This is a genomic window from Mycobacterium sp. Root265, assembly GCF_001428895.1.
Classification (GTDB): domain Bacteria; phylum Actinomycetota; class Actinomycetes; order Mycobacteriales; family Mycobacteriaceae; genus Mycobacterium.
Window position 1 is genome coordinate 88,744 of sequence record NZ_LMJA01000022.1, and the last position, 19,243, is coordinate 107,986.

Consider the following 19,243-nt stretch of genomic DNA (forward strand, 5'->3'; position numbering starts at 1 on the left):
AATCCGATCTCCGCTGGCATCCCCCGGCCAGAATCAGCTAGCTCGATATTGTTGTGTGCCGCCGACGTGATCTAGGTCACGTCCAGTCACAATATCCGCGTGGCCGGTGTCTTGAGGGCATAACCCGCTCGAGATAGGAGAACACCATGAGTGCTCACAACAGTCGCGTCGTCGTCATCGGCGGCGGATATGCAGGCGTCATCGCGGCCAATCACCTGCGGTGCAACCCCGACGTTGCCGTCACCCTGATCAATCCGCGACCGCAGTTCGTGGAACGGATCCGGCTGCACCAGTTGGTCACCGGCTCCGATGACGCGGTGGTGGACTACGCCGAGATCCTGGGCGCCGATGTGCGATTGCTCGTCGATACTGCCGAGCGGATCGACGCCGCCGCGCGCACCGTCACGCTGGGCTCCGGCGGCACCGTCGGCTACGACTACCTCATCTACGCCGTCGGCAGCACCGGCGCCGCGCTGACCGTGCCCGGTGCCGCCGAATTCGCCTATCCGATATCAGACTTGGAGCACGGCGCTCCGCTGCGCGACGCGATTGCGGGGATCCGCGCCGGCGAGCCGGTGACCGTGGTCGGCGCGGGGCCGACCGGCATCGAGATGGCCGCCGAGCTTGCCGAGGAAGGCCATGCCGTGACGCTGGTGTGCGGTGGGGTGCTCGGCCCGTACCTGCACGCCAAGGGGCGCAGGTCGGTGGCCAAGGTGATGCGCAGGCTCGACGTCACCGTCGTCGAAGGACCCGAGGCCAAGGTGACCGAGGTGCGCGCGGACTCCGTGCTGCTGGCCGACGGACGCGAGCTGCGCAGTGCCGTGACGATCTGGACGGCGGGGTTCGGGGTGCCCGACCTGGCGGCCCGCAGCGGTCTGGCCACCGACGCCCTCGGCCGGCTGCTCACCGACGAGACCCTGACCAGTGTCGACAACCCCTACATCGTGGCCGCCGGCGACGCGTCCGCCCCGTCGGGTCTGCCGCTGCGGATGAGCTGCCAGGCGGCGATCCCGCTGGGCGCCCAGGCCGCGAACACCGTGCTGAGCCGCATCGAGGGCACCGAGCCCGCGGTGATCAACCAGGCCTTCACCGGCCAGTGCATCAGCCTGGGGCGCCGCGCCGCCACCATCCAGGTGGCCCACCTCGACGACCGGGTGATGCCGCTCTACATCGGCGGGCGGGTCGCGGCGACGGTCAAGGAGGCCGTCTGCAAGGGCACGGTGTCGTTCCTGGCCAAGGAGGCCCGCAAGCCGGGCTCGTACTTCTGGCTCAAGGGCGGTAAGCGGGCGCAGCGGGTGGCCGACGCGAAGGCCGCTTCCCCGGGTGCACAAGAAGTCCGATGAGCGAGCACGCCGAACGGTTCACCGCGCTGCGGCCGCTACTGTTCACCATCGCCTACGAGATCCTGGGTTCGGCAACGGAATCCGATGATGTCCTGCAGGAGAGTTACCTGCGCTGGGCGGAGGTGGACCTGGACACGGTGCGCGACACCAAGTCGTATCTGGCCCAGCTGGTGACCCGGCAGTCCCTCAACGCGCTGCGGGCCCAGGCCCGCCGCCGCGAGGAGTACGTGGGTCCCTGGCTGCCCGAACCGCTGCTGGTCGACACCCAGGATGCCGGTTCGGATGTGGTGCTGGCCGAATCGGTGTCCATGGCGATGATGGTGGTGCTGGAATCGCTGACCCCCGACGAACGCGCGGTGTTCGTGCTGCGCGAGGTGTTCGGCTTCGGTCACGACGAGATCGCCGCGGCGGTCGGCAAATCCGCGGCGGCGGTACGCCAGATGGCGCACCGCGCCCGCGAGCATGTACAGGCCCGGCGCAAACGGTTCGAGCCCGTCGACGCGGCGACCAGCGAGCAGATCACCCTGCAGTTCTTCGCGGCCGCCGCGTCCGGTGATGTCAGCAGTCTGATCGAAATGCTCGCGCCGGACGTGGTGTGGACGGCCGACAGCGCGGGCAAGGTCAGTGCCGCCCGCCGCCCGGTGCACGGCGCCGACCGGGTGGCCCGGCTCATCATCGGTCTGCTCCGGATCGGTGGCGACGAGGGCCGCGTCGAGTTGGCCACCTACAACAACGCGCCGGCCCTCAAGCTCTACCTGGGCGAGAGCTTCGAGGGTGTCATCACCGTGGAGATCACCGAGGGCCGGATCTCGCACTTCTATGCGATGCGCAACCCGGAGAAGCTGACCACCGCCACCATCCCCCGCGCCATCAGCCGTTAGCTTCTGACAGGCTGGGCCGGTGCGAATCGACCGGCTCGGCCTCCTGGGCAACGCGCCCGGCGTGCTGCGCTGGGTCGCCGACGCCGGGGCCCGCCTGGGTCTGGCACCGCCGGCCGCGCTGATCGGGGACTGGTTCGGGTCCAGGGCCGTCATTGCACCCTCACTGGACGCGGCACCGGCCACCGAGGTGTTCGCCGTTGTTCCCGGGGCGGCAGCAGCGGTGGGGGGCGGCTGGTTCGGCTATCTGTCCTTCCCCGACGGGCACGGCGCGCCGCGCATCCCGGAAGCTGCGGGCGGCTGGTCCGATTCGGTGCTGCGCCAAGATAGCGATGGCTGCTGGTGGCACGAAAGCCTCACCGGTGCAGCACTTCCCGAATGGTTGACCGGGGTCACCGCGACAGCGCCGCGGCCGTACTCGATGCACTGGACCGCACCCGACCGCGATACGCACCTGACCGGTGTGGCGGCCTGCCTGGAGGCGATCTCCGCCGGAGAGGTGTACCAGGCCTGCGTCTGCACCCAGTTCCACGGCCGGATCACCGGTGACCCACTGGATTTCTTCGTCGACGCCGTCAACCGCACCTCCCCGGCGCGGGCCGCTTACATCGCAGGCAGCTGGGGAGCGGTGGCGTCGTTGTCCCCGGAGCTGTTTCTGCGGCGGCACGGCGAGTCGGTCATCTCCAGTCCCATCAAAGGCACGCTGCCCCTGCACAAGTCACCTGCACTGCTGCGCGCGTCGGTCAAGGACGTCGCCGAGAACATCATGATCGTCGACCTGGTGCGCAACGACCTGAGCCGGCTCGCCGTCACCGGATCGGTGACCGTTCCCGAACTGCTACGGGTGCGCCCGGCGCCGGGGGTGTGGCATCTGGTGTCGACGGTCGCTGCCCGGATCCCGGCCGAGGTGCCGATGTCCGAAGTGCTGGAGGCCACCTTCCCACCCGCGTCGGTGACCGGAACCCCGAAGGGCCGGGCCCGCGAACTGCTGCTGGAATGGGAAAACGAACGACGCGGAATTTACTGCGGCACAGTTGGTTTGGCTTCGCCCAGCGCAGGCACCGAACTGAACGTGGCGATCCGCACGGTGGAGTTCGACGGGCACGGCGCCGCGGTGCTCGGTGTGGGCGGTGGGATCACCGCGGATTCCGACCCGGCCGCCGAATGGGAGGAATGCCTGCACAAGGCGGCGCCGACTGTGGGTCTGGGTCAGCTGGGCGTCAGTGAATTCAACGCGGTGACCCATTCGCCGATACCGGAGAAGACGTAGAAGCCGATCTCCCCCGCGGCGGTCGTGACCACCAGGTGCTGTTGCCCGCCGACCACCGACCCCTTGAAGACCGTGGCCTCGCGCACGCCGGTGATGGCATCGACGGGCACCTCGATCGACTTGCCGGTCAGCGTGCGGAACACCAGCCGCCGCCGGGTCAGCGCGATCACCCCGGTGTTCTTGACGGTCGGGTACCCGGGCGCCGTCGCGCCGCGATAGGAACCCTTCTCCGGGCCGAGAAGCACGCCCTCCCCCGCGAGTTCGGCCCTCACCTGCTCGGCGGCGGCTTCACTGCGCCTGCGTAGCCAACCGAACATCCCCGTCTCCCCTACTCGCGTGACTTCAAGATCAAATCGTAGAGCTCCCGCTTCGATGTCGCGCCCGGATTCGCCGCAACCACCTGCGCGCACGCGTCCTTCACCCGGACTCCGTCCTCGATGAGCTCCTGCACCTCACTCACCAGCGTCTGCAGGTCTGTCTGCGGAACGGCGCCGGCCAGCACCACGGTGATCTCTCCGAGGACCCCGTGTGCGGCCCAGTCCGCGAGGTCGCCAAGGGTGCCGCGGTTGATCTCCTCGTGTGTCTTGGTCAGCTCCCGGCACACCACGGCCTGGCGGCCCGGGCCGAGCACGTCGACGGCGTCGCGCAGCGTGTCGGCCAACCGGCGCGGTGACTCGAAGAACACGCAGGTGCGCCGCTCGCCGGCGAGTTCACCCAGCCAGGTGCGCCGCGCCGCCTGCTTGCGCGGCGCGAAGCCCTCGAAGCAGAACCGGTCGGCGGCCAGACCGGACACCGCCAGCGCCGTCGTCACCGCCGACGGACCGGGCAGGCAACTCACCGTCAGGCCCGCCGCCACGCACGCGGTGACCAGCCGGTAGCCCGGATCGTTGATCAGCGGCATGCCCGCGTCACTGATCAGCAGCACGGTGGCGCCCGCGGCGATCTCCTCGAGCAACATCGGCACCCGGGTGGCCTCGTTCTGGTCGTAGAGGCTGAGCACCCGGCCGGCCGGGGTGACCCCCAGCGCGGCGGCCAGCGTGCGCGCCCGCCGGGTGTCCTCGGCGGCGATCACGTCGGCGGACGTCAGCGCCTGAACCAGACGCGCCGAGGCGTCCCCGGGCTGGCCCAACGGGGTGGCACCCAGGAGCAGTCGGCCGTCTTCCACCTGTGCAGCCTACGATCGTCGGTGATGACCGCTCCCGACACCGTGCTTCCGGAGCGCGCCGCACCCGTGATCAGCCCGGGCCCGCTTGTGCCGGTGCCGGACTTCGGGCCCGTCGACCGGCTGCAGGGCTGGGTCATGACGGCCATCATCGGGGCGCTGGCCGCGCTGACCCGGTTCCTGAACCTCGGGTCGCCGACCGACGCGGGCACCCCGATCTTCGACGAGAAGCATTACGCGCCGCAGGCCTGGCAGATGCTGGGCAACGGCGGCCTGGAGGACAACCCCGGCTACGGGCTGGTGGTGCACCCGCCGCTGTCGAAGGCGCTGATGGCCATCGGCGAGTGGATCTTCGGTTACACCGGGCTGGGCTGGCGGTTCTCCGGTGCGGTGTGCGGCGTCATCATCGTGATCCTGGTGGCGCGGATCGTCCGGCGGATCAGCCGCTCCACACTGGTCGGGGCGCTCGCCGGGCTGCTCATCATCGCCGATGGCGTCAGCTTCGTCTCGGCGCGCACCGCGCTGCTGGACGTGTATCTGGTGGTGTTCGTGGTGGCGGCCTTCGGTGCGCTGATCGTGGATCGCGACCAGGTGCGCGAGCGGATGCACGTGGCCTTGCTCGAGGGCCGGATCGGCGAAACCCCGTGGGGCCCGCGGCTCGGGGTGCGCTGGTGGCGGTTCGGCGCCGGCGTGCTGCTGGGCCTGGCGTGTGCCACCAAATGGTCGGGGCTGTACTTCATCGCGTTCTTCGGGGTGATGACGCTGGCCTTCGATATCGCGGCGCGCCGCCAGTACCGGGCACCGCGGCCGTGGCTGGGCGCGCTGCGCCGTGACACCGTGCCCGCGGTGTACGCGCTGGTCGTGATCCCGCTGTTCGTGTACCTGGCGTCCTACGCGCGCTGGTTCGCCTCCGAGACCGGGGTGTACCGGCATGAGGTGGGCCGCACCATCGGCGAGGGCGGACTGCTGCCCGATGCGATCCGCTCGCTCTGGTACTACACGGCCTCGGTGTACAAGTTCCATTCCGGGCTGACCAATGCGGCGGGCAATCATCATCCGTGGGAGTCCAAGCCGTGGACGTGGCCGATGTCGTTGCGGCCGGTGCTCTACGCCATCGATCAGCAGAACGTGCCGGGCTGCGGCGCGGAGTCGTGCGTGAAGGCGGTGATGCTGGTCGGCACCCCGACCATGTGGTTCATCGCGGTGCCGGTGCTGCTGTTCGCGGTGTGGCGGACGTTCGTGCGCCGCGACTGGCGTTATGCCGCAGTGCTGGTGGGATATGCGGCCGGGTACCTGCCGTGGTTCCTCGACATCGACCGGCAGATGTACTTCTTCTACGCGACGACGATGGCGCCGTTCCTGGTGATGCTGATAGCGCTGATACTCGGCGACATCCTGTATCAGCCCCGGCAGAACGCCGAGCGCAGAACGCTGGGCCTGATCGCGGTGAGTGTGTATGTGGCGCTGGTGATCACCAACTTCGCCTGGCTCTACCCGATTCTGACCGGGCTGCCGATATCGCAGGCCACCTGGCACATGCAGATCTGGTTGCCGTCCTGGCGTTAGGTGCCGGTTCTCCGCGCCGTTTTCTACACCTCGGCTGCTCTTCCGAGCGATCGACGACCATGGCGAAGAAAACGGCGACGGCTGGGACGAAGTTATCCACAACCAGGTCTGGATTCGGGCGTCGATCCCGCATTGGTGTCGGAAGCGCGCGCGAGTCTTCGGCCATGACCACGCCATTCCTGGGACCCGAGGCGCTGCAAGCGGGATTACTGACTCGCGGGCAACTGCGCTGGCGCTACGCCGCAGCACACCCGCGCGTCTACGTTCTGCGAGACGGGCCGCACACCTTGTCGTCGAAGATCGTGGCCGCGTGGTTGTGGTCCGACCGTCGAGCCGTCATCGCCGGGCGCGCGGCAGCGTTCATGCACGGCGCACGGTGGGTGGACGACGGCGTGCCGATCGAGTTGATAACCCGGCACGGGCGCAAGCGTGCCGGCGTGGTGGTGCGGGAGGAGAAGCTGGCGGACGACGAAATCTGCCGTATCGGCGACCTCACCGTCACCACACCCGTCCGCACCGCGCTCGATCTGGCCCGCTTTCTGTCGCCGGTCGAGGCCCTCGCCCATCTGGACGACTTGGCTTCCGTGACGGGTGTCAGCGCGGCAGACGTATTGACGCTGGCCGCGAGATACCCAGGCCTGCGCGGGATCAGGCAGGCGCGGAGTGCCCTGGGTCTGATGGACCCCGGCTCGCAGTCGCCGAAGGAATCGTGGTTGCGATGGGTGCTGGTCGATGGCGGCTTTCCTCGGCCGCGCACCCAGATTCCCGTCACCGATGGCGCCAACGTCGCATACCTGGATATGGGTTATGACGGCCCGAAGGTCGGCTTCGACTACGACGGCGCGATTCATCAGACCGACAGGCGTCGATTCGTGCGCGACATCGGCCGTGCGGAGATGATCGACCGGCAGGGCTGGATCGACATTCATGTGGTGGCCGAGCATTCCAGGGCTTTCGTCCTGCACCGGGCGCGCGAGGCGTTCATCCGACGTGGCCACCCGGTACCGCCGATTTCTACACGAAGGCGGTGAACAACTCCCTGGAACGACCCTGCTGCAGAAAACGGCACCGCGCGCCGAGCTCAACTAAGGTTCAGGTGGTGGAAACCCACGAGCTGACGCCCGGTGAGATGTCACTCCGCAGCGGAGTGGCGGTGTCCGCGCTGCACTTCTACGAGCGCGAGGGCCTGATCAGCTGCCGGCGCACCTCGGGCAACCAGCGCCGCTACCCCCGCGAGACGCTGCGCCGGGTCGCGTTCATCCGGATGTCGCAGCGCCTGGGCATCCCGCTGGCCCGTATCCGCGACGCGCTGGCCACCCTGCCCAACGACCGGATCCCCACGAGCAAGGACTGGGCCCGGCTCTCGGCGGGCTGGCGCCAGGATCTCGAGGACCGGATCGTGCATCTGGAGCGGCTGCGCGACAACCTGACCGGGTGCATCGGCTGCGGTTGCATGAGCCTCAAGGCGTGTCAGCTGGTCAACCCCGAAGACGTGCTGGCCGACCACGGACCGGGCGCGGTCAACCTGTGATATCGAACGTCTGTGCGATACGCTCGAGTCGTGTCTCTGGCCGTCCAAGGGTCGCTCTTCGACCACGATGATCGTCGCAACCTGGGCGCCGGCGCCTGGATCGACGTACGCGCCGGCTGGCTGAATGGCTGGCTGGACGGTGACGGCACCCTGTTCGACGAGTTGCTGGAAGCCATTCCGTGGCGTGCCGAGCGCCGGCAGATGTACGAACGGGTGCTCGACGTGCCCCGCCTGGTCAGCTTCCACGACCTGACCGACGGCCCCGCGCCGCACCCGGCGATCGCCCGGATGCGCAGACGGCTCAACGATATCTACGCCGGCGAACTGGGCGAACCGTTCACCAGCGCCGGACTGTGCCTCTACCGCGACGGCACCGACAGCGTGGCCTGGCACGGTGACACCGTTGGGCGCAGCAGCACCGAGGACACCATGGTGGGGATCGTGAGCCTGGGCGCGCGAAGGACTTTCGCGATGCGGCCGCGCGCCGGGGGACGCTCGCTGCGGCTACCGCAGGGCCACGGGGATCTGCTGGTGATGGGCGGATCCTGCCAGCGCACATGGGAGCACGCGGTCCCGAAGACGGCCCGACCGACCGGGCCGCGGATCAGCATCCAGTTCCGGGCCCGCGACGTGCGTTAGCCGCGTACCGCGGCCACCGCGGCGGTGAGCAGGTCCCTGGCCTTCTGGGTGTCCACCGCGGCGACCGGGGTGTTCGGCACGACCAGCGGATTGGCGGTGACGATCACCAGGTAGGAATCGAAACTCGCGACGTAGTTGAACAACTCGCCGCTGTGCGGCTTCCCGTCCACCACGGTCTGCACCACGCGATGGGTACCCACCACGCGCACACCCTCGATCTGTGGGGATTCGACGACCTCGACCAGGCCGCGCACCCCCGGCCCGCCGTAGCCGACCTTCTGGCAATCCGGGCCGGGCTCGTTGAACGGGACCGGCTCTGAGGTCTCGACGGCGATCGCGATGAACCGGTTGCCCTTGCCCTCGGCCGTGGTGGCGGCCATGTTGCCCTGGGCGCCCTCCGGAATGCCAACGCCGGCGGCGAATTTCGTGCATGCCTCCGGCTCGACCCGGACACCGGCCGGCACCGCCGCCGGCGCGAGGAGCTTGGGGTCGATACCGGTGGGACCCGTCGTGGTCACCTGGTACTGCGCATCGAAGGTCGGCTTCACGTCGAAGACTCCCTCGATACCGGCACCCTGTTCGGGTTCGCCTGCCGTGCAGGCGGTGAGCGCGGCCGCGCAGGCGGTGAGGGCGAGCACCCGTGGCGAGAACATCGCCGCCAATCTACCGGCCTCAGCCGCGGACGGCGGTGACCGTCTGCGCCAGCAGGCGCGCGGCGACGTCGGGCCCGAGGACCGGCAGAGCCGAGCCCGGGTCGGTCACCACCGTCACCGAGGCGACGTATCCCGAGTCCAGATAGGCGTTGACGGTATCGGCGTGCGACCGCGTCTCGGTGCCGCCTTCGACGACGGTGGTGGCCACCGTGCTCATGGCGGCCGTCGGCGTGTCGGCGATGGCCGGCGCCTCGACCGCATTCACCGCAGCGGTCGTGCGCCCGCCGGCCAACGTCCAGGCCACGCACCCGTGCGGCACGCCGGCGCCCGCTCCCGGACCCGCGACGAGGGCGTAGACGATCCCGCCGGGCCCCGACGCCGACCAGCCCCGCACCGGCGCGCCGGCACCCGGATCGGCCAGCGCACCGCACTGCGTGGGCTCGGCGGTCCACTGCGGTTTCAGGCCCCAGAACGACGCCGGCGCAGCATGATCGGCGAGATTGCCGACCTCATAGCCGGGCGGCAGCGCGCTACGCACCCGCGCGACCGCGGCCGGATCCACCGCGGCCGAATGCGGGGTGGCCGACGACGGGGTGGGGGTGGCGGGCTGGGATGCGTCGCATCCGGTGACGACGAGCACGGCGCCCAGACAGATCGCGTAGCCACGCATGAAGCTGTGGTACCACATCGGCGCGCACGCCCGCGGGACATCACCGCGCCAGGTAACGTCCCGCACGAGATCGCCTTCGGGTGCCCACGACAGGAGATGCAATGAACAAGCAGACGACCGCCCGCGGTGTGGCCGCGGCGGCCGCAGTGCTCAGCCTGGCACTGGCCGGCTGTGGGTCGGACACCAAGACCGAATCCACCAGCAGCGCCGAGGAGAGCACCAGCGCCACCTCGTCGGAGGCCGCCGAAACCAGCACCAGCGCCGCGGCATCCAGCGCTCCCGCCGAGCCCGCCGGTGAGAATTACACGATCGCCGAGTACATCCGGGACAACGGCATCACCGAGGCACAGGTGAAGCGCGGCGACGAAGGCGCACCCACGGTGAACCTGCCGGCGCCGGCCGGGTGGATGGACGCCGGACCGGCCACCCCGGAGTGGGCCTACAGCCAGATCGTGTTCACCGACCCGTCGATGCCGCCACCGCCGCCGACCATCACCGCGATCATGTCGAAGCTGACCGGCGATGTGGACATCGCCAAAGTCCTGGAGTTCGCCCCGGGTGAGCTCCGCAATCTCCCCCAGTTCGACGGCCCCGCCGAGGGTCAGCCCGACAAGCTCGGCGGGTTCGACGCCGTCCAGGTCGGCGGCACCTACGTCAAGGACGGCAAGAATCTGCTCGTCGCCCAGAAGACGACGGTCATCCCGGTCGAGGGCGGCGTCTTCGTGCTGCAGATCAACGCCGAGGGCACCGAGGAGCAGATGGGCCCGCTGATGGATGCCACGTCGGCCATCGACGACGAAACGACCATCACGCCCTAGGCCCGCGAGATCGCCGACGCGGCGGCTATCTGCTGATCGGTCGGCCGGACACCGGTGTAACGCTCGAACTGTTCGGCCGCCTGTAACGCGATGACCTCCGCGCCGGTGATCACCGCTGTCCCCGCTGCGCGGGCGGCAGTGATGAGCGGGGTCTCCGACGGCAGCGCCACCACGTCGAAAACGGCGGCGGCGGCGGCGATCACGTCGTCGTCGAAGGCCTGCTCGGTTTCCTCCGCCGCCCCGGCCATACCGATCGGGGTCACGTTCACCACGATCGGCGCCCGCAGCGACCCGACCTCGGGTGCGTACCGGTAGCCCACCCGGTCGGCCAGCGCCCGCCCGGCATCTGCGTTGCGCGCCACGATGACGCCTTCGGCGAAGCCGGCCCCGACGAAGGCGGCTGCCACCGCATTGGCCATCCCGCCGCTGCCCCGGACGATGACCTCCTGATCCGGATTGAGCCCGTGCTGGGCGATGAGGCCCTGCACGGCAAGGTAATCGGTGTTCGAGGCCCGCAGATGGCCGTCGTCGTTGACGATCGTGTTGACCGACTCGATGGCTTGCGCCGAGGGCTCGATCTCGTCGACCAGGGCCATCACGTCGGATTTGAACGGCATCGACACCGAGCAGCCGCGGATACCGAGTGCCCGCACCCCGCCGATGGCGGCGGTGATGTCCGTGGTGGTGAAGGCCTTGTAGATGAAGTCGAGGCCGAGCTCGTCGTAGAGGTAGTTGTGGAACCGGGTGCCGATGTTGCTGGGCCGCGCGGCCAGCGAGATGCACAGCCGGGTGTCTTTGTTCAGCGGCGGGCGGCGCGCCATCAGCTCACCGCTCTCATGGTGCGGCGCGCCATCTCGGCGATCTCCTCGTACATCTCGGGCCGCAGGGACAGCGACTTGGCCGGCGGCACGTCCACCTCGGTGATGACCACGTTCAGATCATCGCGCACCCAGTGCGCGCCGGCACGGTTCATGATCGCCCGCATGGCGTAGTTGTCCGACAGCACCCGCGCCGAGAACCGGGTGACGCCGCCGACGTGCGCGGCCACCGCCAGCGCCTCCATCAGGAACGTGCCGATGCCGTGACCCTGGTAGACGTCGGCCACGATGAACGCCACCTCGGCGGTGCTGACGCCGTGCCCCTCCCGTACGAAGCGGGCGTCGGCCACCACCGGCCCGTCCGGTCCGGCCGTCATCACCCAGACGAAGTGGTCGACATAGTCGACCTCGAACAGGTATGCCATCAGCGCCGGGGTGGGCACCCGGGTGCTCTGGAACCGGCGGTAGAGCGTCTCGGAGGAGAACTCGATCGGGCCGCTGGTGGTGCGCACGTTGTCACCGGGCAGCACCGGGCGCAGATGCAGCACCAGGTGGTCGCGCAGGGCGATCTCGATCGGGGTGATGTGGGCCGCCAGCCGCTGCCGGGCGGTGCGCACCAGCCGGTTCATCGCCTCGGGCAGTTCCAGCATCTGAGCGAAGGCGTCCTGGTTGCCGACCCAGCCGCTCAGCTCGGTGGTCGCCACCACCGTGGCGTTGCGCGGCTTGTCACGCAGCAGCGCGATCTCACCCACGACGACGCCGGGACCGAGGTGCGAGACGGTCACCGCACCGTCCTTGCCGACGTGGGTCACCTCGGCCTGCCCGGAAGCGATGAGCAAAAAGGTCAGGGCGGTCTCACCTTGGCGCATCAGCACCTGTCCGGGCGCCGCGACCAGCGGTTGTAGCTGCGCGGCCAACGGCCTGAGGGTCTGCGCGGGGCAACCGGCGAAGAACTCCAGGGCGGCCAGTTCGTCGGCACGGACTGCGGTCACTCCGGACACCTCACGAGGCTACGGCGGCAAGGACGGGGTCGGCAACAACCCTCGTTCGGACATTTGCTATGGAGGCCGGTAAACCAGCAGTTCGAAACGTTTTCTACGCATGAGTCAGATAACTGTGGCAAACTCCGCGTATGACACAAGCGCTGCGCCGCACTCGCGGGCGTCCACGAGCAGCTAACGGTGCTGAAACCCGTGAGCGGATCATTCATGCGGCTCGGCAGGTTTTCAGTGAACTTGGCTACGATGCGTCAACGTTTCAGGCGATCGCAGAGCGGGCCAATTTGACCCGCCCGGCGATCAATCACTACTTCACGAACAAGAAGGATCTGTACGGGCAGGTGCTGGCGAGCACCAACACCGCGCTGTTCAACGCCGGTGTCGAGGCCGCGGCCGGTGAGACCACCCTGACCGGCAAGCTGTCGGCCTTCATGACCGGGATGATGGCCGCGCACCGCGAGTTCGACTCCGCGGCGGCGTTCCTGGTCACCTCGATGCTGGAGGCCTATCGGCACCCCGAGCTCAAGAACGACGAATACGCGCCCCGCGAGGACATCCGCGCGTTCTTGAACACCGCCGTCAGCGACGCCGCCGAAACCGGCCAGCTGGCCGCCGACGCCGACGCTGCCGCGCTCGTCGAGATGTTGCTGGTGCTGATGTTCGGGATGGGCTTCTACGCCGGATTCGTCGGCACCGATGACGAGGTCACCGCTGTTCTCGACAAGTTGCAGAGGTTGTTGACCAACAATCTGTGGAATCTGCAGGAGCCCGCCGCCAGCTGACGGCCCCAATTTTCCGGTGCGACGCCTCCGCGGTCTCGGTTCTCCCGAGACCCCGGAAGCGTCGCATTCGTCATTTTCGGGATCGTCGTGCAATCTTGGGAGAACGCCATTACCGGTCGGGCCGTGGAAGCGGCCGCAGCGACGAGAGGAACCTCCCAGCATGGCTCGTGTCGACCCGCTGCACCCCAAGGAGTGGCCACCCCAGATGCGTGACGCGCTGGCGGCCATGAACCCGCCGGTGCGCCGCCATCCCCCGCTGCCGACCGAGGGCCGGCCGAAGGGGCTGAACGTCTTGGGCGCCTTGGCGTATCACCCGGAGCTCTCCAAGGCCTTCTTCACCTTCAACGGCCACCTGTTGTCGGCGACCTCACTGACGCCGCGCCAGCGCGAGATGTTGATCCTGCGCACCGCGGTGCTGCGGCAGGCCGAGTACGAATGGGCCCAGCATGTGGTGATCGCCGGCGATGTGGGCATCTCGCGCGACGAGGTGGCCCAGATCGCGTGGGGCCCGGACTACTCGCTGTGGTCCGAGGCCGACGCGGCCCTGCTGCGCACCGCCGATGAGTTGGTCGCCGACGGCGTCATCGGCGACGCCACCTGGGCCACGCTGAACGCGCACCTGAGCACGCAGCAGATCCTGGACGTCATCTTCACCGTCGGCGCCTATGAGACGCTGGGCTGGATGCTGCGGTCCTTCGGGGTCGAACTCGACGACGATGTGCGGGCACACCTGACCGGCCACTGAGCCCGGACTCGGCCGCGCAGTGTGACCCGGCTCTCATGCCCTGGGTGGGCCGGCCTCCTACTACGGTCGCAGATCAAGATCGCCCTCGGGCACGATGCCTGGTCAGCGCATAATTCGTAACGTCGAATCATGACACAGGCACAACCCCTCAGGGGATCGCCGGCGGCAGCGATACCATTGCCGCGCATCAATTCTCGGCACTGGGTGGCCCGTATGAAAGCGGCGTTGCGCGCGACGTTTCTGGCTCCGGTGCAGCAGACACGCAAGAACGCCGGCCACCGCGCGGTTCAGCGGGAGGCCTTCATGGAGGACGCCGCCATGGCGCGGGAGATGTACCGGCTCTAACCGCTGGGCTGCTCCAGCACCGCGACGGCTTCGTGCAGCGGATCCGGCGAGGTCGCCACGTCGCCGATGAACGGGTGCGAAAGCTGCAGCACGAGGAACAGGTTGGTGGCGACCAGCACGCCGACGATGGCCACCATCGGGTAGTGCATCGACGGCTTTTCCACCCCGTAGATGATCGCGGTGCCCAATACCAACGCGCTGGTCAGGAAGACGACGGCCCACAGCGGCCACGGCGGTCCGTCATCGCCGTGGGCAGCCATGATCCGCACCGTCCGGGCCTGACCGACCTTGTCGAGATTGCCGAACGACGTTGCGACGATGGACTTCTGAAGGTCACCGGCCGGCACGATCTGACCGTAGGCGCGGTACACGTCGGTCAGCGCGGCATCGGCCTGGGCCGAACGGTTGCCCGGCCACTCCGCGATGGCCGCCCGTTCATAGGTGAGCAGACGCTGCCGGATGCGTTCGGCATCGACAGCATCGAAAACTGCGGCATCCGTTGCCAACTGCACCGCGGCCGCGCCCTCGGCCCGCGCGTTGCCGTCCGCTGTGTTGATGTGGCCCCACATCGCCGAGACGACGAAACCGATGAAGAAGGCGTAGACGAATCCGATCACCCCGTAGGCGAACCGGGTGACGTCGTTGTGCTCCTCGCCGGCCAGGTGCGGGTACCGGCGCCGCACGAACCGCTGCGCCAGCAGCGCACCGCCGGCGAAGAGCACGATCAGGGCGATGAGCAGCATTCCCGCCGGGACATGCTCCACCAGCCAAGCGCTCATGCCATCACATCCGCAACGTGATCGCCAGCAGCGCCAACACGCCGAGTCCGGCGAGCATCGCGGCGACGACCGAGGCGATGGAATAGCGCATCGGACCGAACTCCCTGCGCAGCGCGGCCAACTCCTGCCGGTGCTGCGCCCAGGCCAGGATCAACGCCGTGATGCCGATGACGATCATGACGGTGCCCACCAGTTGCGGGCTGACGTAGGGGTCGGCCAGGCGCTCATTTTCGGACAGATACCGGAAAATCTGAAAGATGGTGAACCCGAATGCGATCAGCGAGGTCGCCGTCCGGGTCCACGCCATCAGGGTGCGCTCCAGGGCCAGCCGGTTGCGTTCGGCGGCGAGCCGGGTGTTGGGGTCCAGCGGCCGGTCGGTCATCGAGACCAGCATGACACCGGGGCCGCCGCTCACACCGTCGGCGCGCCGACCACCGACAGCAGTTGCAGCTTCTCGTAGCTTCCACTGCCGGGCGCCGCGGTGAAGACCAGCAGCGTGTGCGATTCATCGGGGTCTAGCAGAACCTGGCAGTTCAGCTCCAGCGACCCGACCTCAGGATGGTTGTAGCGCTTGACCTCTCGCGGTCTGATCCCGATCTCGTGTTCGGACCACAGCGCCCGGAACTCCTTGCTCTGCCCGGTGAGCAACTCGACGTAGCGGGCCGCCCTGGACTCGGGCCCACGCAGGGTCAGCACACCGCGAAGCCCCGAAACGTAGAGCCGCGAATAGAATTCGTGGTCCTCGGGTGGATGGATGTCGCGGGCCGCGGGATCGGTGAACCAGCGGTAGCCGATGCTGCGGGCCGGGCCGGTGTGCCGGCACAGATCCCCGGCGAGCGCGACGCCCAGCGGCGTCTGACGCAGCGTCTCCCCCAGTTCGGTGACGATCTCGGCCGGGGTGTCGGTGAGCCGGTCGAGAATCCGCAGCATCCCGGGGCTGATGTGATCGGTGCCCGAACCCCGCACCGGCGGCCGATGCCCGGCCAGCCGGTACAGGTGGTCACGCTCGTGGCGGGACAGATGCAACCCCTGCGCGATCGAGGCGATCATCTGCTCGGACGGATGCGGGCCGCGCTCGCGCTCCAATCTTGCGTAGTAGTCGGTCGACATGTGGCACAGCGCGGCAACCTCTTCGCGGCGCAACCCACTCGTGCGGCGGCGCCGTCCCCGCGGCAGCCCCACGTCCTCGGGCTGCAGTGCACTGCGCCGGCGGACCAGGAATTCCGCCAGGCCGGCTCGATCGATCATGGCTGCCATTGTCGCCCGCCGCGGATCGCGCAGCCACGGATCGTCAGGCCGTGGATACGACTGTCGATGCCGGGCAGTCTCGAACACATGACACGCGGACAGTACGACATCGCCATTGCCGACCTCACCGGGCAACGAGCGGTGGTGACCGGAGCCAGCGACGGCATCGGGCTCGGCATCGCCGCCCGCCTGGCGCGGGCCGGCGCAGAGGTGATCATGCCGGTGCGCAACACCGCCAAGGGCGAGGCGGCGGTCGCCACCATCCGCTCCCAGCATCCGCAGGCGAAGCTGTCACTGGAGGCGCTGGATCTCTCCTCGCTGGCCTCGGTCGCAGCGCTGGGTGCGAAGCTGCGCACCGGTGGCGCCCCGATCCACCTCCTGATCAACAACGCCGGGGTGATGACACCGCCCGATCGTCAGATCACCGCCGACGGCTTCGAGCTGCAGTTCGGCACCAATCACCTCGGGCACTTCGCACTCACCGCGCACCTGCTGCCATTGCTGTCGGCCGGACGAGCGCGGGTGAGCTCGCAGACGAGCATCGCCGCGCGCAGCGGCGAGATCCACTGGGAGGACCTGAACTGGGAGCGCGGGTATGACGGCATGCGCGCCTACCGGCAGTCCAAGATCGCGTTCGGACTGTTCGGGCTGGAGCTCGCCCGCCGCAGCGCCGCCGCGGGCTGGGGCATCACCAGCAACATCTCCCACCCCGGCGTCGCCCCGACCAGCCTGCTCGCAGCACGTCCCGAAGTCGGACGGGACAAGGACACCACCGGCGTACGGATCATCCGCCGGCTATCGGCGCGCGGCCTCGGCGTGGGAACGGTGGACAGCGCGAAGCTTCCCGCACTGATGGCCGCGACGGCGCCCGACCCCGGCGTGTTCTACGGGCCCACCTGGCCGGGTAACGCGGGCGGCCCGCCCGGGCCGCAGAAGCTCTGGAAGCCGTTGCGCGACAGCGCATCCGCTGCCCGGGCCTGGGCGGTGTCGCAGGAACTCACCGGCGTGAGGTTCGCGTGAGCAACCGGGGTCTTCGGCTCGCGTCACGGCGTTGGTCATCCGTAGGCGGGATAGCGTCCCTCCCAGATGGCGAGTTGCTCGGCGCGGTGGCCGTGGGCGATGGCGGTCTCGGGGCCCAGCAGCATCGTGGATCCGCCTGCGCCGTCATAACGCTGCCAGGGCTGTGCGCCGCGGATGAATTCCAGCCAGTGGTCCTGAACGGTTTCTGACATCCGGCGGGCGGCCCCGTCGTCGCCGGCCAGCGCGGGCGCGGCGTCCACGTTGCCGAACACGAGTGCCAGGCACGAGTCGTGGCATGCGCCCCATCCGGCACGCGGGGAAGACCACTGCAGTTCGTAGCGGAACACCGTGTTGCCGCGCCCGGCGTGTGCGCGGACGAACTGCTCGGTCGGCGCGGTGAAGTGGTAGTCGGTGACCATGGCTGCGGCTGCCTCACGCATCGTGGGATGGTCGGCGCGGTAGGTCGCCACCACCGCGTCCGCGTCGTGACCGGCCCCGGCGAGTGCCTGCGCCCGGTCCCGCAGGTACTGCTCGGTGAAGACGCGCTCATCCAGCGCGGCATCGAAGATCCGCCACTCGTCGCGCGTCGTCCCGGCGAGGATGGGGATGGTCGGCAGGGCACGTGTCTGCGCGACCACCAAGGGGTGTTCGTCGATGACATCTCCGTCGATGCAGGGGTGGAACGGGCCCTGCGGGGGCACGAACCCGGTGTCGATACCGCCTTGTGCGGCAAGGATCTCCTCGACACCCGGTTCTCCGTCGCGCGTGAGAACACCGGTCGAGAGGATCTGCCCGGCCACGGCCGAGGCGGCCGCCGTCGAGCGCACGCGCTCCAGGCCACCGCTCTGCAGGATCGCGCGGTCGAACAGGTCGCAGCCGCCGGCGAGCAGGGCGGAGATCGCGACCGCACCGGAGGACTGTCCCGCCACCGTGATGGCGCTCGGGTCGCCTCCGAACGCGGCGATCTCCTCGCGGACCCACCGCAGCGCGTGCCGCTGGTCGCGCAGTGCCAGGTTGGTGGAGCCGGCCCCGTGCCGATCAGGCGCGTAGAGCGTGCCCAGCACGCCGAGCCGGAAGTTCAGCGTCACCACCACGATGTCGCCGCGCCGGGCCAGTCGCGAACCGTCGAGCAGCGCGGCGGATCCGTGCCCCTGCGTCTGGCCGCCGCCGTGCAGGAACACCAGCACGGGCCGGCGCTGGTCGTCGACCGCGGGCGTCCAGATGTTGAGCGTGAGACAGTCCTCGCTCATCGTGAGGCCGCGCTTGGCCAGCCGTTGCGGCGAGATGTCCTGCGGGGCAATCGCTCCGAAGGTGGTGGCCGCCCGCACGCCTGCCCAACTCGGCGGGGGTTGCGGTGGACACCAACGCCGCTGGCCCGTTGGCGCGGCCGCGTACGGCACACCGCGGAAGACGGCGATGCCCGTGCGGGCATCGCCGCGCAGCGCTCCGTACGAGGTGTGCGCGACTGCGGTCACGGGCGCTCGGTCAGGGGGTATTCCCGCGCCATCGCCCCGTCGAGTATCCGGGTCAGGAAGTCGCGGCCCTTGAAGCTCACCACCTCCACCCGGAGCCCGCTGCGCGGGTCGCGCAGAAACGCCACGCCGGCGCCCGTGCGCTCCAACTCCCAACCGTCGTCCTGCAGCCGCGCGACGTCGTCGCGCCAGCGCTGCGCGTAGTAGCCGACGTGGTGCATGCCACCGAGTTTCGGTTCGGCAAAGATCGAGTCTGCGGCCGCGACAACCTCGATCAGCTCCAGATACGGCGGGCCGGACGTGGAGAAGGCGATGCGCACGGTCTGATCGTCGGCGGATCCGTCCGGACGGGTGAAGCCGCTGCGCATCTCGAAAGGTGGCGCCCAGGTGATCTGCAGGGCACCCGCGAGTGACTGCATGGCAGACAACAGATCGGGTACGAGGTGGCCCACGTGATAGACGTTGTCGAACGCCGCCGCGGCGAGAGTCTCGAGTTTGGGGTCCAT

Annotated in this window: 23 protein-coding genes; 12 read left to right on the plus strand and 11 right to left on the minus strand. The window is 69.0% G+C overall.

The genetic code is table 11. The features are described from left to right. Positions 1 to 146: 146 nt before the first annotated feature. Genes ASE48_RS16945 through ASE48_RS16955 form a run of 3 tightly spaced genes read left to right on the plus strand, consistent with a single transcriptional unit; the run spans position 147 to position 3,491 of the window. Positions 147 to 1,343: an NAD(P)/FAD-dependent oxidoreductase gene (locus tag ASE48_RS16945; protein WP_057168275.1), complete on the plus strand. Its 1,197-nt coding sequence runs from the start codon at positions 147 to 149 to the stop codon at positions 1,341 to 1,343. Beyond that, positions 1,340 to 2,224, plus strand: coding sequence for an RNA polymerase sigma-70 factor (locus ASE48_RS16950; RefSeq protein WP_057168276.1), 885 nt, complete (start codon positions 1,340 to 1,342; stop codon positions 2,222 to 2,224). The genes ASE48_RS16945 and ASE48_RS16950 overlap by 4 nt, the downstream gene beginning before the upstream one ends. A 19-nt stretch (positions 2,225 to 2,243) precedes the next feature. Continuing rightward, a complete protein-coding gene (locus ASE48_RS16955; RefSeq protein WP_057168277.1) occupies positions 2,244 to 3,491 on the plus strand; it encodes an aminodeoxychorismate synthase component I in 1,248 nt (415 codons plus the stop codon). On the opposite strand, the gene ASE48_RS16960 is transcribed toward ASE48_RS16955, so the two are convergent. Together ASE48_RS16960 and rsmI are read right to left on the minus strand one after the other, a co-directional pair. Continuing rightward, the gene (locus tag ASE48_RS16960; RefSeq protein ID WP_057168278.1) at positions 3,431 to 3,808 is read right to left on the minus strand and encodes a hypothetical protein; all 378 of its coding nucleotides are present in this window, start codon (positions 3,806 to 3,808) and stop codon (positions 3,431 to 3,433) included. The two genes, ASE48_RS16955 and ASE48_RS16960, sit on opposite strands and share 61 nt — an antisense overlap. A gap of 11 nt (positions 3,809 to 3,819) precedes the next feature. Continuing rightward, a complete protein-coding gene (gene rsmI / locus ASE48_RS16965; RefSeq protein WP_057168279.1) occupies positions 3,820 to 4,656 on the minus strand; it encodes a 16S rRNA (cytidine(1402)-2'-O)-methyltransferase in 837 nt (278 codons plus the stop codon). Between the two features lie 24 nt (positions 4,657 to 4,680). Between rsmI and ASE48_RS16970 the strand changes: the two genes are divergently transcribed. From ASE48_RS16970 to ASE48_RS16985, 4 genes are all read left to right on the plus strand, one after another. Beyond that, complete coding sequence (locus ASE48_RS16970) at positions 4,681 to 6,219, plus strand: dolichyl-phosphate-mannose--protein mannosyltransferase (RefSeq protein ID WP_057168280.1); 1,539 nt, start codon at positions 4,681 to 4,683, stop codon at positions 6,217 to 6,219. A 164-nt stretch (positions 6,220 to 6,383) separates the two neighbouring features. Further along, a complete protein-coding gene (locus ASE48_RS16975) occupies positions 6,384 to 7,250 on the plus strand; it encodes a hypothetical protein (protein WP_057168281.1) in 867 nt (288 codons plus the stop codon). Positions 7,251 to 7,318: 68 nt separating this feature from the next. Further along, on the plus strand, positions 7,319 to 7,750 hold the full coding sequence (soxR, locus tag ASE48_RS16980) for a redox-sensitive transcriptional activator SoxR (protein WP_082614276.1): 432 nt from the start codon (positions 7,319 to 7,321) through the stop codon (positions 7,748 to 7,750). 30 nt (positions 7,751 to 7,780) lie between these two features. After that, positions 7,781 to 8,389 (plus strand): alpha-ketoglutarate-dependent dioxygenase AlkB, encoded by a 609-nt coding sequence (locus ASE48_RS16985; protein WP_057168282.1) that lies wholly within the window; start codon positions 7,781 to 7,783, stop codon positions 8,387 to 8,389. Here ASE48_RS16985 and ASE48_RS16990 read toward each other — a convergent pair. Continuing rightward, positions 8,386 to 9,042 (minus strand): DUF5642 family protein, encoded by a 657-nt coding sequence (locus ASE48_RS16990; RefSeq protein ID WP_057168283.1) that lies wholly within the window; start codon positions 9,040 to 9,042, stop codon positions 8,386 to 8,388. The genes ASE48_RS16985 and ASE48_RS16990 overlap by 4 nt on opposite strands. Before the next feature lie 19 nt (positions 9,043 to 9,061). Then, positions 9,062 to 9,778 carry a DUF5642 family protein gene (locus tag ASE48_RS16995; RefSeq protein ID WP_235571278.1) on the minus strand — a complete coding sequence of 239 codons (717 nt, stop codon included), beginning with the start codon at positions 9,776 to 9,778 and terminating at the stop codon, positions 9,062 to 9,064. A gap of 35 nt (positions 9,779 to 9,813) precedes the next feature. Here ASE48_RS16995 and ASE48_RS17000 point away from each other — a divergent pair, with 35 nt between their 5' ends. Continuing rightward, on the plus strand, positions 9,814 to 10,530 hold the full coding sequence (locus tag ASE48_RS17000; protein WP_057168284.1) for an LpqN/LpqT family lipoprotein: 717 nt from the start codon (positions 9,814 to 9,816) through the stop codon (positions 10,528 to 10,530). Here the strand turns inward: ASE48_RS17000 and ASE48_RS17005 are convergent. After that, the gene (locus tag ASE48_RS17005) at positions 10,527 to 11,351 is read right to left on the minus strand and encodes a shikimate 5-dehydrogenase (RefSeq protein WP_057168285.1); all 825 of its coding nucleotides are present in this window, start codon (positions 11,349 to 11,351) and stop codon (positions 10,527 to 10,529) included. The two genes, ASE48_RS17000 and ASE48_RS17005, sit on opposite strands and share 4 nt — an antisense overlap. Then, positions 11,351 to 12,349 (minus strand): GNAT family N-acetyltransferase, encoded by a 999-nt coding sequence (locus ASE48_RS17010; protein WP_057168286.1) that lies wholly within the window; start codon positions 12,347 to 12,349, stop codon positions 11,351 to 11,353. Before ASE48_RS17010 ends, ASE48_RS17005 begins: the two co-directional genes overlap by 1 nt. 131 nt (positions 12,350 to 12,480) lie before the next feature. Here ASE48_RS17010 and ASE48_RS17015 point away from each other — a divergent pair, with 131 nt between their 5' ends. The 3 genes from ASE48_RS17015 to ASE48_RS32730 all read left to right on the plus strand — a co-directional run bounded on the left by ASE48_RS17015 (position 12,481) and on the right by ASE48_RS32730 (position 14,218). Continuing rightward, the gene (locus ASE48_RS17015) at positions 12,481 to 13,128 is read left to right on the plus strand and encodes a TetR/AcrR family transcriptional regulator (protein WP_057168287.1); all 648 of its coding nucleotides are present in this window, start codon (positions 12,481 to 12,483) and stop codon (positions 13,126 to 13,128) included. Between the two features lie 160 nt (positions 13,129 to 13,288). Then, entirely contained in the window at positions 13,289 to 13,873 is a 585-nt protein-coding gene (locus ASE48_RS17020) for a carboxymuconolactone decarboxylase family protein (protein ID WP_057168288.1), read from the plus strand. Between the two features lie 129 nt (positions 13,874 to 14,002). Then, entirely contained in the window at positions 14,003 to 14,218 is a 216-nt protein-coding gene (locus ASE48_RS32730; protein ID WP_156409248.1) for a hypothetical protein, read from the plus strand. Here ASE48_RS32730 and ASE48_RS17025 read toward each other — a convergent pair. Genes ASE48_RS17025 through ASE48_RS17035 form a run of 3 tightly spaced genes read right to left on the minus strand, consistent with a single transcriptional unit; the run spans position 14,215 to position 16,245 of the window. Continuing rightward, positions 14,215 to 14,997: a bestrophin-like domain gene (locus ASE48_RS17025; protein ID WP_057168289.1), complete on the minus strand. Its 783-nt coding sequence runs from the start codon at positions 14,995 to 14,997 to the stop codon at positions 14,215 to 14,217. The two genes, ASE48_RS32730 and ASE48_RS17025, sit on opposite strands and share 4 nt — an antisense overlap. Positions 14,998 to 15,001: 4 nt before the next feature. Further along, positions 15,002 to 15,379: a YidH family protein gene (locus ASE48_RS17030; RefSeq protein ID WP_200962188.1), complete on the minus strand. Its 378-nt coding sequence runs from the start codon at positions 15,377 to 15,379 to the stop codon at positions 15,002 to 15,004. Positions 15,380 to 15,408: 29 nt separating this feature from the next. After that, on the minus strand, positions 15,409 to 16,245 hold the full coding sequence (locus ASE48_RS17035; protein ID WP_057168591.1) for a helix-turn-helix transcriptional regulator: 837 nt from the start codon (positions 16,243 to 16,245) through the stop codon (positions 15,409 to 15,411). Positions 16,246 to 16,332: 87 nt separating this feature from the next. Between ASE48_RS17035 and ASE48_RS17040 the strand changes: the two genes are divergently transcribed. Beyond that, complete coding sequence (locus tag ASE48_RS17040; RefSeq protein ID WP_057168592.1) at positions 16,333 to 17,265, plus strand: SDR family oxidoreductase; 933 nt, start codon at positions 16,333 to 16,335, stop codon at positions 17,263 to 17,265. Positions 17,266 to 17,300: 35 nt separating this feature from the next. Here the strand turns inward: ASE48_RS17040 and ASE48_RS17045 are convergent, their stop codons facing one another. Further along, positions 17,301 to 18,740, minus strand: a complete 1,440-nt coding sequence (locus tag ASE48_RS17045; RefSeq protein ID WP_057168291.1) for a carboxylesterase/lipase family protein — start codon at positions 18,738 to 18,740, stop codon at positions 17,301 to 17,303. Continuing rightward, complete coding sequence (locus ASE48_RS17050) at positions 18,737 to 19,243, minus strand: VOC family protein (protein ID WP_057168292.1); 507 nt, start codon at positions 19,241 to 19,243, stop codon at positions 18,737 to 18,739. The genes ASE48_RS17045 and ASE48_RS17050 overlap by 4 nt, the downstream gene beginning before the upstream one ends.